This window comes from Halorubrum saccharovorum DSM 1137, assembly GCF_000337915.1.
Lineage (GTDB): Archaea > Halobacteriota > Halobacteria > Halobacteriales > Haloferacaceae > Halorubrum > Halorubrum saccharovorum.
The window spans coordinates 92,992-107,485 of record NZ_AOJE01000012.1; the positions used below are offsets into that span (position 1 = coordinate 92,992).

13 protein-coding genes and 1 tRNA gene are annotated in these 14,494 nt (G+C 69.3%); 9 read left to right on the forward strand and 5 right to left on the reverse strand.

Translation table 11 applies throughout. The features are described from left to right. Positions 1 to 79: 79 nt before the first annotated feature. From C471_RS04515 to C471_RS04525, 3 genes are all read left to right on the forward strand, one after another. Positions 80 to 151: transfer RNA gene (locus tag C471_RS04515), tRNA-Thr, on the forward strand. 95 nt (positions 152 to 246) lie between these two features. Next, a complete protein-coding gene (locus tag C471_RS04520) occupies positions 247 to 939 on the forward strand; it encodes a DUF7384 family protein (RefSeq protein WP_004046864.1) in 693 nt (230 codons plus the stop codon). A 25-nt stretch (positions 940 to 964) separates the two neighbouring features. After that, positions 965 to 1,918: an A/G-specific adenine glycosylase gene (locus tag C471_RS04525; RefSeq protein WP_004046865.1), complete on the forward strand. Its 954-nt coding sequence runs from the start codon at positions 965 to 967 to the stop codon at positions 1,916 to 1,918. 36 nt (positions 1,919 to 1,954) lie between these two features. Here the strand turns inward: C471_RS04525 and C471_RS04530 are convergent, their stop codons facing one another. Beyond that, positions 1,955 to 5,554, reverse strand: a complete 3,600-nt coding sequence (locus C471_RS04530) for a PAS domain S-box protein (protein WP_004046866.1) — start codon at positions 5,552 to 5,554, stop codon at positions 1,955 to 1,957. A gap of 212 nt (positions 5,555 to 5,766) precedes the next feature. Here C471_RS04530 and C471_RS04535 point away from each other — a divergent pair, with 212 nt between their 5' ends. From C471_RS04535 to C471_RS04545, 3 genes are all read left to right on the forward strand, one after another. After that, on the forward strand, positions 5,767 to 6,165 hold the full coding sequence (locus C471_RS04535) for a DUF5778 family protein (RefSeq protein WP_004046867.1): 399 nt from the start codon (positions 5,767 to 5,769) through the stop codon (positions 6,163 to 6,165). Between the two features lie 20 nt (positions 6,166 to 6,185). Further along, positions 6,186 to 6,860 (forward strand): CocE/NonD family hydrolase, encoded by a 675-nt coding sequence (locus C471_RS04540; protein ID WP_004046868.1) that lies wholly within the window; start codon positions 6,186 to 6,188, stop codon positions 6,858 to 6,860. 76 nt (positions 6,861 to 6,936) lie between these two features. Continuing rightward, the gene (locus tag C471_RS04545; RefSeq protein WP_049908962.1) at positions 6,937 to 7,749 is read left to right on the forward strand and encodes a hypothetical protein; all 813 of its coding nucleotides are present in this window, start codon (positions 6,937 to 6,939) and stop codon (positions 7,747 to 7,749) included. Positions 7,750 to 7,818: 69 nt separating this feature from the next. On the opposite strand, the gene C471_RS04550 is transcribed toward C471_RS04545, so the two are convergent. Continuing rightward, on the reverse strand, positions 7,819 to 8,148 hold the full coding sequence (locus tag C471_RS04550; RefSeq protein ID WP_004046870.1) for a transcription factor S: 330 nt from the start codon (positions 8,146 to 8,148) through the stop codon (positions 7,819 to 7,821). 125 nt (positions 8,149 to 8,273) lie between these two features. On the opposite strand from C471_RS04550, the gene C471_RS04555 reads away from it, so the two are divergent. From C471_RS04555 to C471_RS04565, 3 genes are all read left to right on the forward strand, one after another. Further along, a complete protein-coding gene (locus C471_RS04555) occupies positions 8,274 to 9,269 on the forward strand; it encodes an aldo/keto reductase (protein ID WP_004046871.1) in 996 nt (331 codons plus the stop codon). Between the two features lie 63 nt (positions 9,270 to 9,332). Further along, complete coding sequence (locus C471_RS04560; RefSeq protein WP_004046872.1) at positions 9,333 to 10,913, forward strand: lipopolysaccharide biosynthesis protein; 1,581 nt, start codon at positions 9,333 to 9,335, stop codon at positions 10,911 to 10,913. Positions 10,914 to 10,978: 65 nt separating this feature from the next. Further along, on the forward strand, positions 10,979 to 11,851 hold the full coding sequence (locus C471_RS04565; protein ID WP_004046873.1) for a succinylglutamate desuccinylase/aspartoacylase domain-containing protein: 873 nt from the start codon (positions 10,979 to 10,981) through the stop codon (positions 11,849 to 11,851). A 7-nt stretch (positions 11,852 to 11,858) separates the two neighbouring features. Here C471_RS04565 and C471_RS04570 read toward each other — a convergent pair whose 3' ends face one another. From C471_RS04570 to C471_RS04580, 3 genes are all read right to left on the reverse strand, one after another. Continuing rightward, entirely contained in the window at positions 11,859 to 12,236 is a 378-nt protein-coding gene (locus C471_RS04570; RefSeq protein WP_004046874.1) for a DUF5811 family protein, read from the reverse strand. 104 nt (positions 12,237 to 12,340) lie between these two features. Beyond that, positions 12,341 to 13,498: a cobalamin-independent methionine synthase II family protein gene (locus C471_RS04575; RefSeq protein WP_004046875.1), complete on the reverse strand. Its 1,158-nt coding sequence runs from the start codon at positions 13,496 to 13,498 to the stop codon at positions 12,341 to 12,343. Positions 13,499 to 13,592: 94 nt separating this feature from the next. Then, entirely contained in the window at positions 13,593 to 14,150 is a 558-nt protein-coding gene (locus tag C471_RS04580; protein WP_004046876.1) for a pyruvoyl-dependent arginine decarboxylase, read from the reverse strand. Positions 14,151 to 14,494 lie beyond the last annotated feature (344 nt).

The following is a 14,494-nucleotide window of genomic DNA, read 5'->3' on the forward strand; positions in this document are numbered from 1 at the left end:
GCGGAGCGGTGTGTGTCCGCCTGACGGAACGCCCCCGAATCGAAACCCCTAAAGTCGACTCCCGACAACGACTGATTGCGCCTGGGTAGCTTAGCGGTAAAGCGCGTCCTTGGTAAGGACGAGACCCCGAGTTCAAATCTCGGCCTAGGCTCTTCCCGCAGTTCTTCGATCGAATAGCCGCGTCCTCGCAGGCCCTTCCGACCGCCGGCCGCAAACCCGATACGCGTCGCCACTAACACCTCCCGTATGACCGTCACCTTCGCCGATCTCTTCGATCGGGCCGCCGAGTACGACGCGGACGCCGAGGCGGTGAGCGCGGCGCTCGCCGATCGTCGGTCGAACTCCAGGGGGGGCTCCGGGGAAACCGCCGAGGGCGACGCCGACCTCCCGCCCGTCGACCGCGATCCGAGCCCGGCCCGCGTCGCCGTCGACGCCGACGCCCTCGCGGCCGACCTCCTCGTCGGCGGGGCGGCCCGCGAGGCGCTCGATGCGCTGCGATCGCACGCGTGGACGACCCTCGTCGCCAGCGACGCGCTCCTCGACGACGCGGAGGCGGTGATCGCCTCGCTGGCGGACGACGGACTGGCGGCCGACTGGCGCGACGCGGTCGAGAGGTGGCGCGAGCCGACCCCACAGCCCGCGGGCGACCACCCGGCGCTGGCGTCGGCGTACCGCGGCGGCGCGATGCAGGTCGTGAGCCTCGACCCGTCGCTCACGGGGGCCGAGGCCGCGGCCGCGCTCCGAGACCGGATGAAGGTGAGCGTTCGCGAGCCGCGGGCGTTCGCGACCGTGTTCTCGCCGGCGGGGCTGTATCCGGAGGCCGTGGGCGGCGAGTATCCGGGGCCCGACCGCGACCCGCGCTCGATGGAGCCGGTACGGAGCGACGCGGACCGGCGTCCGGAGACGGATCCGGGCCCCGACGCGGACCAGCACGGATAAACCGCCGCCGACCGGACCGACGGTAATGACCGATTCGGACGCGTCCGGGGCGACCGCGGGCGTCGACGACGGCGACGCCCCCGCGCTGCCGGACGACCTCGGCGCGGTCCGCGAGGCGCTCGTCGACTGGTACGAGGCGGACCACCGAGCGTTCCCGTGGCGGCGCACCGAGGACCCCTACGAGATCCTCGTCAGCGAGGTGATGAGCCAGCAGACCCAGCTCGACCGGGTCGTCCCCGCGTGGGAGGACTTCGTCGAGGAGTGGCCGACGACCGCCGCCCTGGCCGACGCCGACCGCGGCGACGTGGTCGCGTTCTGGTCGGACCACTCGCTCGGCTACAACAACCGCGCGAAGTACCTCCACGAGGCCGCCGGACAGGTCGAAGACGACTACGACGGGGCGTTCCCCGAGACCCCCGCAGAGCTGCGGGAGCTGATGGGCGTCGGCCCCTACACCGCCAACGCGGTGGCGTCGTTCGCCTTTAACAACGGCGACGCCGTCGTCGACACCAACGTGAAGCGGGTGCTCCACCGCGCGTTCGCAGTGCCGGACGACGACGACGCGTTCGCGCGGGTCGCCTCGCGCGTGATGCCCGACGGTGGCTCCCGCGTCTGGAACAACGCGATCATGGAGCTCGGCGGCGTCGCCTGCGGGACCACGCCGCGCTGTGACGAGGTCGGCTGTCCGTGGCGGCGGTGGTGTCACGCCTACGAGACCGGCGACTTCACCGCGCCCGACGTGCCCGAGCAGCCGAGCTTCGAGGGGAGCCGCCGGCAGTTCCGCGGGCGGATCGTTCGGCTCCTCGGCGAACGCGACGAGATGGAGCTGGACGCGCTCGGCCACCGGATTCGCGTGGACTACGCGCCCGGCGGCGAGCACGGGCGGGAGTGGCTTCGCGACCTCCTCTCAGACCTTTCCGACGACGGACTCGTCCGGATCGAGGAAGGGAGCGATCGGACGGTCGCCCGTCTCCGGTAGCCCGGTTCGGATCCGCGGCGCGGCTCCCGTGAGGGCCTAATCGACCGATTGCCCCGACTGCCGCTCGTCCGGTGTGAGTCCCGACGCCTCCTCCCCGGACGGAGCGGGCGGTTTCCCGGGCAGTCGGAGAACGACGGTCGTCCCGGCTGTCGGTGTCTGGTCGCGGCGTATCTCTCCGCCGGACGACTCGACGATCCACCTGGCTAGCCAGAGGCCGAGGCCGCTACCGTGGTTCAATTGGGAGATGTCCGTTTCGCCGGACACGACCGCCCACTCGCTGTCGGGGATCCCCGGGCCGTTGTCACGGACCCGGATCTCCGTCCAGTCGCTCTCGTTCGGAACGCTCTGAGCGCGGATTGTAACTGCCGGGACCTCCGCATCTGCGTGCTCTATCGCGTTTTCGATCAGCTCTTCGAGCGCACGGGTGATGTCCTCGCTTCCGTTCGCCCACAGCTCCCCTGGAACGTCTAGCTCGATGTCGGCGTCCGGGTGCTCCGTCCGCTGTTCGGCGACCGCCTTCCGGAGCCGCGGGACGAGGTCTATCACGCGGGTGTCGCGCTCGCGTCCGCCCAGGACGCGTTCGAGCTCTTGGGCTTTCTCGCCCAGCATCGCCACGTCTTCGGCGTTCGCGCGAAGCCGCTCTGCGTGTTCGATAAGCGCCGGGTCGTCGATCTGATCGGCCAGGTGCGCCGCCAGTCCCATCACGACGTTCATGTCGTTGCGCAGGTTGTGGCGCAGCACCCGATTGAGCACTTGCAAGTAGCGTTCGCGCTCTTTCTGGTCCGTGATGTCCGTGTACACCGCGAACGCGAACTGGTCGTCGTCGAGCGAGTAGGGAATGCTTCGAACGAGGAAGTCGCGACGACCGTCCGCCGTCTTCCGTTGGACGTCGACGCGGACCTGCTCGTCCGTCTGCGTGCTCTCGTAGAGGATACCGGCGTCCGGCGACCGTTCGTCCGGTACGACGAGCGCGTTCAGATTCGCGCCGCGAGCGCGCTCTTTCCCGTAGCCGAAGGTGTCGGCGAAGGCCGGGTTGCCGTATTCGACGACCGGCACCTCGCCGTCGAACCGCACCTCGACCACTGGGTCGGGGAGGTTCTCGAAGAGCTCTCGAAACCGCTCGCGCTCGGCTTCGAGTGAGGTCCGAGTTTCCGCGAGTTCGCTGATGTCGTGTAACACGGCCGCGATCGCCGCGTCTCCGCGCTCCGTCGTCGTCGACGAGAACTCGAACTGAACGGGCCGCAGTTCCCCGTCAGCAAGTCGCACCTCGGTCTCTACCGTCCGCCGGCTTTCGGGTGACGCCGCCCGCGCTTCTCGAAGCGCCGTTTCGAACGACGAGCCCTCGCTCCCGGACACGAGACCCGTGAGGGGCGTACCGGTGATTTGGTCGGGCTCGCGTCCGAGGTACGTTGCCAACGACCGCGTGACGAACGTGAACGCGCCGTCATCGTCCAGCAGGAAGACCTTCTCGTCGAGGTGGTCGAGGATCCGGTGGAGCTGTCGCATCTCGGTCTCCCGGTCGAGGCGGTCGAACGCGCTCGCCGCCGTGACCGCCAAGAGCTCGACGAGCGCGGCGTCTTCGTCTCCGAACGCGTTCGGCGCCGTCGCGCCGACGCCGAGCATCCCGTGATCGTCCAGCGGGATGAACATCGCCGATTCGACCCGTCCGTACCCGATGTCCGTCGCGTCAGCGAGGTCGTCGATGACGACCGGCTCCTGAGACTGGAACGCGCCTCCGATCGGTCCTTCGTCGTCGTCGAAGGTCGGCGGATCGGGGACCTGCGCGTGCGCTTGCGGGGAGTACCGCGTCGGGGGCAACGTCCCGGTTTCGGCGTCGTGAAGCCGGACCGACGTGATATCGTACTCGAAGACCCGCTCCAGCTCGTCGATGATCGCCGTGAGGAGTTCGTCCTCGTTCGCCGCCTCGATGAACGCCCGGGATGCGGAAACGAGCGCGTTGAGCGTCTGCTCGCGCTCCTTGGGCTCGGTTATGTCCCGGGCCGCGCCCCGGATCCTTACCACGTCGCCGCCGCTGTCGGTGATCGGCACCCCCTGAACACGGAGCCAGCGCAGTTCGCCCTCGGACTTCCAGTACCGGAGCTCCACGTCGAACGCCTCTTCGGATTCGATGGCCTCCTCGACGGCGTGCTCGACGGTCGGACGGTCCGCCTCGTGATAGACGTCGAGCGCTTCGTCGAGCGGTGGTTCCGTCTCGTACTCGACGCCGAGGAGGTCGAAGAGATGATCCGTCCAGAAGACCTCGTCCGTCGCCACGTCGATCTCCCACCCGCCGACCTCGGCGACGCGTTCGGTTTGGTTGAGCAGGTTCCGGAACCGTTCGAGTTCGCGCTCGTGCGCCTTGCGTTTCGTGATGTCCGTGAAATACACCGACAGCCCCTCTTCGTCGGGGTACGCTCGAACCTCGAACCAGACGTCTAGGGGTTCGAAATACTCCTCGAAGGAGACGGACATCTGCGTCTGGAAGGCCTCGTGATACTTCTCGAAGAACGCCGTCTCGACGGCTTCGGGGACGTTCTCCCAGAGGTGTCGCCCCACGACGCCGGCGTCGTCGCCGAGCCCCATCGCCCGGCGAAGCACATCCGCCCCCACGTCGTTGACGTAGGTGACGCGCCAGTCGGTGTCGAGGGTGAAGAACGCGTCGTCCACCCGCTCAAGCGTTCGCTTGAGCCTGTCTCGCGTCGCCGCGAGCTCTCGGCGGTACTCGCGCTGTTCGAGCTGTTGACGCAGCCACTGCGCCATGATCTCGATGAGGGCCTGTTCCTCGTCGCTGAACCCGGATTGCCGGGGGTCGCGGTCCGCGAAACACAACGTGCCGTACAGCTCGCCGTTGACGTCGATACGGGCGCCCATATAGCAGCCCAGATCGAACGTTTCGAACGCGGGGTCGTCCCTCATTTCCTCCGGGGCATTCTGTAACGCCAGTGGCGAGTCAGTATCGGCGTCGATGGTTCGGCGACAGTACGTCTGCGACAGGTCACTGGTGATCCCCGCCTGAATCAGTTCGTGGTCGCCCTGTGCCGCCACGACTTCGAAATCGGCCGAGTCCTCGTCGGTGCGAGCGAGAAAAGCGATGTCCATCCCGAACACGTCGGCGCCGAACGCGAGCAGTTGGTGGACCCGGTCCGTGAACGTCGAGTCCGGATCCGACGTGATTCGGTGAAGCCGCTGGAGGCTTTCCTGACTGGCCTGTAGTCTCGATTCGTAGTTTCGGCGCTCACGGACCTGCGAGACGACGGACTCGATCTGATTGGCGACGAACCCCTCGTGGACCTCGCCGTTCGTCATCTCGACGATGCCGGTCGCCGAGCTGTCGAGCACGTGGTCCGCGTGTGCCCTCCCGGTCGCGAGCAAAACCGGAATCTCCGGATGGTCGGATCGCAACGCCGAGAGCGTTTCCACGCCGTCTACCGTCGGTGGACTGTGTCGCGTCACGACGCAATCGACGCGTTCGTCGGAGAGAACGGTTCGCGCGTCTTCGAGCGCCGGGGTCGTCTGAATGATAAAGTCGTCTCGTCCTTCGAAAGTGAGTTGCGAGGCGAGGTCGGTCCCGCTTCCGACCGACGGGTCAATCACCAGAATCCGAATGGCCTCACCGTGTATCCCCTCAGACGGCATTTAGTGTAGAAAAATCGGTGTGAGTGTTCATAACTGTTCCGAGCGGGGAAGAGCGGATCGCGAACGCTGTTTCCGGTCTCGAACGCCCTTCCCTCGGACATCCGGCGAACACGGCCAGGAGCCGCGTCGCGGGCGCGTCGACGACCTCGCGGACGGCGGGAAATCGGCGGGGAACCGTCACCCGTTTATCGAGGGAGCCGGAACGATCGGCCATGAGCGAGACCGTCGACGCCGACCTCTACACGCGGACGAAGGCCTTACTGGAGCCGGGTGACATCGAACTCGCCGGGTGTATCGTCCACACGACGCTCGGCGGACAGGAGGACTTGGAGATGCACGAGCTCACGGTCGCGATCAACGAGGTCATCGCCGACCGCGCCGGCAAGGGCGAGGCGTACATCGAGGCCGGCAACGACGACGCGAACTTCTCGTCGAACCAGTTCCAGGGACTCACCCTCGACGACGAGGCGTTCGTCTGGGAGTGTCAACAGCTCCTCCGCGACGGCACCTTCGACCTCGTGTTCTACTACGAGGCGAACGTCGACCAGGAGGCGCTCGCGGGCGATCTGGTCGACCTCGACGGCGTCGATCGCGTGACGCAGGTCCCCTGACGTGGTAACCCGGTGAACCCGTGAGCGACACCGTCCTGATTCCCGGCGGCCGCGACGTGCGCGCCACCCTCGACACCGCCGCGAGCGGCAGCGGAGAAGGGGGCGACGCCGCCGCCATCGACGCCGCCACCGGCGACGGTCCTCGCGCCGACGCGGTCGTCGTCGCCTGCCCGCCGCATCCGCGACACGGGGGACACCGCGGCGACGAGCGCCTGACCGCCGTCAGCGACGCCCTGGCCGATCGGGGGATCGACTGCCTCCGGTTCGACTACGGCGACTGGGACGAGGGGTACGGCGAGACCACCGACGCCGACAACGCGGTCGGCTGGGCGACGGAGCGCTACGAGCGCGTGGGGCTGTTCGGCTTCTCGTTCGGGGGGACGATCGCGCTCGTCACGGCGGCGTCCCGACCAGGACTCGCCGGCGTCTGCGCGCTCGCGCCGACCGCGCGGCTGAACCCCGACGTCGACGCGGTCGCGGCGCTCGACGATATCGGCGATCTCGGCGTCCCGGCCCGGGTTCTGTACGCGACCCGCGACTCGACGGCCGACTGGGAGCCCGTGGTGGAGCGGGCCGAGGAGCTGGGGATCGAGACGGTCGCGTTCGAGTCGGACCACTTCTTCGTGGGGCGATCCGGTGACGTGGGCGAGGAAGCGGCGGCGTTTCTCGGGCCGCGGCTTCGAGAGGGTGAATAGCGATCGGTCTGTCCCGGGGGCAGTCGACCGCGAGCGACCTCAGAACTTAATACCCATCTGGGTTGACTATACCGACATGGATTGGCGTGAGCGTTTGCACTCCGGGACGGACATGCTACGCCAGCGGGCGGTTCGAATTCCGCTTCCGGACGTGGAGGCGGAACGGGACCTCCACGAGAACATGATGCGGATCGCGGACGCCGGGGAGCGAAAGAGTAGGCTACTCGACGATCCGGACGTTCCGCTAACGGAGGTGTACGAGGACGAACTGGACGAGATGAGCCGGAGCTTCGAGTACCGCTTACAGCAGGTCGCCGGCGAGGACTACTACGACGTCGCGACCGCGTATCTCGACGGCGAACGCGACGACTGGATCGGAGCGCTCGCGGCGTACTATCTGGAGTGTTACTACCGCTTGCAGGAACGCTACACCGTTGACGAGCAGATTTTCTTGTTGGTGATTCTGCGATATCCGGATTCCTTCACGGTGAATCTCAGCTTCCTCACCGGCGACGTTGGCGCAGACGCGGTTCGGTACGAGTCCTCGACGCTCGCGGAAGAGGATCTCACCGACAGCGATCGGGAACAGCTCTACGCGGACAGTCAGTACTCACAGCACAAGGCCGCGGAATACCTCCGCGAGAACGTCGATTGCATTCGGGACGCGTTCCCGGACCCGGATTCGACCTCGGTTGCACAGCGACGGTACGGCGGGTTCGTTCATCTCACCGGGAGGCGAGGCCCGACGTTCGCGGAGGTGCTCGACTCCCTCTCACCGGACCCGGATCGGTTCGACGACGAGGCTTCGACGCCCGGTATCGTTCCGGAGGGGCCGGAAGCCAAACGGGCGAAGCGGGACCTCCTCACCGACGCCGACGTGGTGCTCTGACGGTCGTTTCCCGCTCTCGGCGACCGGTCGTTTCGGAAGGACCCGCGTGGCTGGTCACCGTCGACCAGATCAGTTGTACCCGCGCCAGCGGTGCCCGCACTCCTTGCACTTGAAGAAGCGCGTCGGCGGCTCGTCGGCGGCGCCGGTCTGTTTGATCGTGTACCACGCCTCGCCGTGGCCGCACTCGTCGCAGACGATGTCGTTGGCGGTCGGTTTGCCTTCGAAGTTCGCGCCCTCCTCGGTCTCGATCACCTCGTCGCCGGTCTGTTCGGTCGTCGACTCGAACTCGGCCGCGAGCCCCTCGTCGCGCTCGGCGGTGCCGCCGCAGTCGTCGTTCTGACACACCATCTCGCCGTCCCGAGAGACCATCATCGAACCGCAGTCGTCACAGAACTGCATATACGCGGACGAAGGGCGCCGAGCGGTTTAGCTCCAGTGACTGCGCTCGCCGGTTCGAGCCGGGGAGAAGACCGGTTCGGCCTCCGGAACGCCCTTGGGGTCACCGCGACCAACTGGGAGTGAACATGAACCACCGAACGCTCGGGAACGTCGGCGCGGTCAGCGAGGTCGGCTACGGCGCGTGGCAGATCGGGGGCGACTGGGGCGACGTGAGCGAGTCCGAGGCGGTCGACGCGGTCGAGGCCGCCCGCGACGCCGGCATCGACTTCTTCGACACCGCGGACGTGTACGGCGACGGGCGCTCCGAGCGCATCGTCGGCGACGTGCTCGAAGCCGACATCGGGAGCGGCGACGTGACGGTGGCGACGAAGGCCGGGCGCCGGCTCGACCCCCACGTCGCCGAGCGGTACACCGAGGAGAACCTCCGCCGGTTCGTGGACCGGTCGCGGGAGAACCTCGGGATGGAGACGCTGGATCTGGTCCAACTCCACTGCCCGCCCACCGACGTGTACTACCGGCCGGAGACGTTCGACGCGCTCGCGACGCTCGCCGACGAGGGTCGGATCGCGAACTACGGCGTCAGCGTCGAGCGCGTCGAGGAGGGGCTCAAGGCGATCGCGTACCCCGGCGTCGAGTCGGTCCAGATCATCTTCAACCCCTTCCGCCAGCGCCCCGCCGAGCTGTTCCTCGACGAGGCCGCCGCCCGCGACGTGGGCGTGATCTGTCGGGTGCCGCTCGCCTCGGGCCTGCTCACCGGCGCGCTCTCGCGAGACACCGAGTTCGCGGCGGACGACCACCGCAGCTACAACCGCGAGGGCGACGCGTTCGACGTGGGCGAGACGTTCGCCGGCGTCCCCTACGAGGTCGGGCTCGACGCCGCCGACGCGCTCGCCGAGCGCGCCCCCGCGACCGGCGACGGCCTCTCGCTCCCGGGGCTCTCGCTGCGCTGGATCCTCGACCACGACGCCGTCACGACGGTCATTCCGGGCTCGACGACGCCGGAGCACATCCGGTCGAACGCGGCCGTCAGCGACCTCGACCCGCTCGGCGAGGGCGACCGCGAGGCCGTCGACGACGTGTACGACGGGTTCGTCCGCGAGCACGTGCATCAGCGCTGGTAGCGGATCCGGGCGGCGACGGAACGAGTCGCTTTTCTCCCGAGCCGGACCACGTCGAACCGACCCGTGACAGACGGACCCGGTGCCGATAGCGACGACGAGCGCGAGCCGGCGGACGGGGAGGCGACCGACGCCGTCCCCGACGACGAGCGCGAGGCGCTCCTGACGATCGCGGGCGGCGCGGTGATCACCGCCGGCGGCGTCTCCGGCCAGCGCGCACTCACCGCCGCGACGGAGTTTTTCCTCGCGAGGGGGCTCGGCCCGGCCGCCTACGGCGTGTACGCGCTGGCGTGGCGGATCGCCCAGCTCCTGTCTCGGCTCGTCACGTTCGGGAGCGTCCCGACGCTCCAGCGCTACCTCCCCGAGTACGCGGACGACCCCGACCGACAGGGGGTCGTCGCCGGGCTCGCGTACGCCACGACGCTCGGGTTCGGTGCCGCCGTCGCCGCCGGGATCTGGCTGGCCGCGCCGCGGATCGGCGCGCTCACCGTCGGCGATCCCGCGTTCCCGCCGACGATGCGCGCGTTCGGATTCCTCGTCGGACTCCTCGGCGTCGTGATGGTCGCGTCCGCGATCTTCCGAGCGGTCGGCTCCGCCCGCGGCGAGATCGCCTTCAACAAGCTCCTGCGGCCGAGCGTCCGGCTCGTGGGCGCGCTCGCGGCGCTGGCGCTCGGCTACTCGGTCGGCGGCGTCGCCGGCGGTATCGTCGTCGCGACCGCGGTGCTCGCGGCCGTCGCCGCGCCGCTCTCCGCGCGAGTGACCGGGGTCGTCCCGTCGATTCGGGGAGTTCGAAAAGAGGCCAGGCGGTTCTACGACCATGCCGCGCCGGTCGCGATGAGCAGTCTCGGTAAGGTGTTCCAGAACCGCGTCGACGTGCTGCTCGTCGGGGCGCTGCTGACGGCGACCGCCGCGGGGGTGTACAACGTCGTCCTCGTGCTGATCGCGATCGCGTGGATCCCGCTGCTCTCGTTCAACCAGCTGCTGCCGCCGGTCGCCTCCGAGCTGTACGCGGACGATCGGGTCGAGACGCTCAACGCGGTGTACACGTCGGTGACCCGCCAGATCGTCACGGCGGTGATCCCGATCCTCGCCGCGCTCGTGGTGTACGGCCGGGAGCTGCTCGGGCTGTTCGGCGAGCCGTATGTCGCCGGGTACGTCCCCCTCGTCGTCTACCTCGGCGGCGTGTTCGTCGGGAGCGCGGTGGGCGCGACCGGCTGGCTCCTCATGATGACCGACCACCAGTACGCCCGGATGGCGCTCGATTGGCTGCTCGCCGTCCTCAACGTCGTCCTGACCTACGCGTTCGTGGTCCGGTACGGGCTCGTCGGCGCCGCGCTCGGCACGTCGCTGGCGATCGCGGTGCAGAACGCGATTCAGGTCGTCCTGCTCCGTCGCTTCGAGGGGCTGTGGCCGTTCGACCGCACCTATCTCACCCCGCTCGCGGCCGGAGCCGTGACGCTCGTCGCGATGCGGGCGATTCGGGAGGTCGTTCCCGGTCGGGCCGCGGTCGTCGTCGGAGCCGCGGCCGGGTTCGCGGTGTACGCGGGCGCGCTGCACGTCCTCGGCGTCGACCCCCGCGACCGGCTCGTCGCGCGGGAACTGGCGAGGCGGTACCGCGCGGCCCTCGCGGACCTGCCCGGCCGGTAGGTCGCGGACCGGCGTCCCGGGCTCCGAACGGCGACACTTTATGCGGACCGGGGCGTAGTGCGCGTATGGAAACGATCGACCGCGGGTCGGCGGGCTCGGCCCGCGTCGCGATCGTCGGCGGGATCCACGGCGACGAACCCGCCGGCGAGCGGATCGTCAGGCGACTCGCAGACGAGCTCGGCGAGGCGGGACAGGGGTCCGGCGACGGGATCGTCCGGCTGATCATCGCCAACGAGCCCGCGTTGACCGCGGGGACGCGCTACACGGACGCCGACCTGAACCGCGCGTTCCCGGGCGACGCCGACAGCGACGAGTACGAGCGGGCGCTCGCGCCGCGGCTCGCGGCCGAGTTGGAGGGGATGGACGCGGTGCTCGCGCTCCACACCTCCCACAGCGCGCCGCCGCCCTTCGCGATCTACAGCGACCTCACGCCGTCGGTGCGCCGGACCGTGACCGCGATGCCCGTCGACTACGTCGTCGACGCGGGCGGGCTCCGCGGGACGACGCTGGACTCCACGATCCCGCACACCGTCTCGATCGAGGTCGGACGACAGGGCAGTGAGGAGGCGGTCGAGTTCGGCTACGAGGCGTGCCTGGCGTTTCTCCGAGCACACGGTGCGCTCGACGACGAGCCGCCGACGTTCACCGAGACGACGGTCGTCGCGGGCGACGAGGAGGTGCCGAAGGGAGACGGCGAGCCCGCGGTCCACTTCGCCAACTTCGAGGAGATTCCCGTCGGGGAGGTGTTCGCCGAGGACGACGTGTACACCCACCGCGTCGAGGAGGAGGGCGTCGTCCCGATCCTCGCGAGCGAGGAGGGGTACGAGGAGATATTCGGGATCTACGGGCGGGAGATGGGAACGCTGGAGCCGCCCGCGGCGGCGGAAGAGACGGCGGCGAGAAGCGAAGCGGTCGACGAAGCGGAAACGAGAGAGTAACCCGCGTTCACTTGGCGGTCGGCGTCACGTCGCCGACCGCGTCCATCACCTGCATCGCGGCGCTCGCGGCCAGTCCGCGGGCGACCTCGTCGGTGTCGGCGTCGGCGATACCGGCCTCCAGCTCGTCGGGGTCCGGCGTGAACCCGGCCGAGACCGGGTGGCCCGCGGGCGGGTTGACGGCGACGGTCGCCTGCGGCCCGTTCGCCCCGACCGACAGCTCGGAGCCGACGGCATAGCTGTCCGGGAGATACGATTCGGTTCGCGAGACGATTCCGGCGACCGCGCGCCGGAGGCGCCGTTCTTGGTCCGGAGAGAGGTCGACGGCCGCGGGCTCGCCCGCGTTCGTCACACCCGGTGCCCCGGCGTACGGGTTGTTGCCGTTCATCGAAGACACCTCCGATACGCGGAGCCCACTCAAAAAGGCGTCGGCGGGGGCGATCCGGTCGATAACCCGTCGCGATCGGAAACGGGGGCCGTCACGCCGCCCGCTCAGTCGCGGATCCGCTCGGTCGCGATCGCGGCGCCCTCGTCCAACGCCTCCAGCTTCGCCCAGGCGATCTCGGGGTCGACCATGCCGATGCCGGCCTGCGTACCGAACCCGCAGTCGGGCGCGGCGACGAGCGGCGTGCCGTCGGCGACCGCGTCGGCGACGCGCTCCAGCCGGTCCGCGATCGTCTCGGGGTGGTCGATGATGTTCGTCTTCACGTCGACGACGCCCGGGATCAGCGTCCAGCCGTCGGGGACCGGGTGTTCCGCGAACGCGCGGTACTCGTGTTGGTGGCGCGGGTTCGCCTGTTCGACGCTGAGCCCGGAGATGTCGGCCTCGTAGATCTCCGGGAGCATGTCGACCAGATCCGTGTCGAGGTGGTGGGGACCCTCGTAGCTCCCCCAACAGGTGTGGAGCCGGACCTGCTCCTCGGGGATCCCGGAGAGCGCCTCGTTGAGCGCCCGCACGTGGAGCCGCGTGGCCCCTTTGACCGCTTCGAGAGGCTCGTCGGCGTACGCCGCCGTATGGCCGACGGTGAGCAGTTCGGGCGCGTCGATCTGGAGCGTGAACCCCGCGTCGGCGACGGTCCGGTACTCCTCGGCCATCGCGTCGGCGACGGCGAAGAGGAACTCCTCGTAGTCGCCGTAGTGGTCGTCGGCGTGGGTCGCGGTGACGACGCTCGGCGACGCCGCCGTGACGAAGGTGTCCTCGAAGTCGGCGTCGGCCGCGTCGAGCGCGTCGCGGAACGCCGCCAGCTCGGCCTCGGCCTCGTCGCGGCCGGTGTACTCGACGGGACCGGTCACGACGGGGTGCTGGGAGAGGTCGATCACGTCCGTCTTGAACGTCTCCTCGGCGTAGTCGGGGAACTCCTGGAGGTCCGCCCACAGCTCCTGTTCGCGCGTCCCCTCGATGCCGCTGAGCCGGTCCGCGACGTACCAGTTGAAAGAGACGCGGGACTGCTCGCCGTTGTTTGCGACGTCGAGGCCCGCCTCCGCCTGCCGCGAGACCACGTCGCGCGTGGCGTCCGCGACTGCCGCGTCCCACTCCGCGTCATCGACGGGCTCGTCGTCCTGACGCCGTTTGAGCAGGTCGAGCAGTTCGGGGGACCGGGGGAGACTGCCGATATGCGTCGTCCGGATTCGATCGTCGTTCGTCGTCATTGCTACCTGTTCGTGCCCCCTCGCACGGCCTAAAACTCGCGGAACCTGCAAGGATCCGATGGGGAAACGGAGGGGGACGCGGGGGCGCCGACGCTTACTCCGAGGCCGAGAGGATCGGCTCCGACTCGCCGTACGCGGCGATGACGACCGCGGTCGTGAACCGGCCGGGCTCCGCGGCTGCCGTCTCGACTCGGACCTCGCGGTCGGGCAGATCCCAGTCGCGGAGATCGCCGCCCGCGTCGAGTCCCGCCTCGATCCGCTCGCGCACGTCGTCGGGGTCCTCGCCGGTCACCTCGTAGAAGATCCCGGGTCCGGGGCCGGTAGCCCAGCCGAGCCCGGCCGCCAGGTCCGGGTGGCGGCGCGGCGCTCGCTTCGACGCGGCGTCCTCCGCGCCGGCGCGGCCGCCCTCGCGGAAGTCGACCGCGTCGCCCGGTCCCACGGTCCGCCGCGCCTCGACCACCGTGAGCCGGTTGCCGGCGGGACCGAGATCCGGAACCTCTTCGACCGACTCGACGGCCGCCTCGGCGGGGACGACCGAGGAGACCGCGACGAGGTTGTAGTTGTGGAGGTTCGCGTCAGCGAGCGCGGCGTCGTAGGAGGCCATCGCCGTGTCGGCGACGCCGACGCCGCCGGCGACGTGGATGGTGTTCATCGGGGGGAAGTCGACGGCGCGGGAGGTAAGGGGTTACGAACCGACCGCAGCGACGGCAAGCGGTTATAAGCAGGTGCGGTGGCGCGCCCCGGCGAGCGGCCCAACGGGCCGCGAGCCGACGGCGCGAGGGACGCGGTGAGCGCTCGCGGAGCGCGAACCGCGAGGGTGGGGAGGCGTGAGGTGGGGTGCTGTGGAGTGCGGGACGGACTCAAAGGGGTCGCGAGGACGAAGACGCGCGACGGAAGGACCGCAAGGAGGGAGCGTCAGCGACCGACAGAGGACCGCACCGAGCGCATCGAGTTCTCGCGACCGGGGCTTTGGCGGTGTTGGTGGTCGATCGGCAG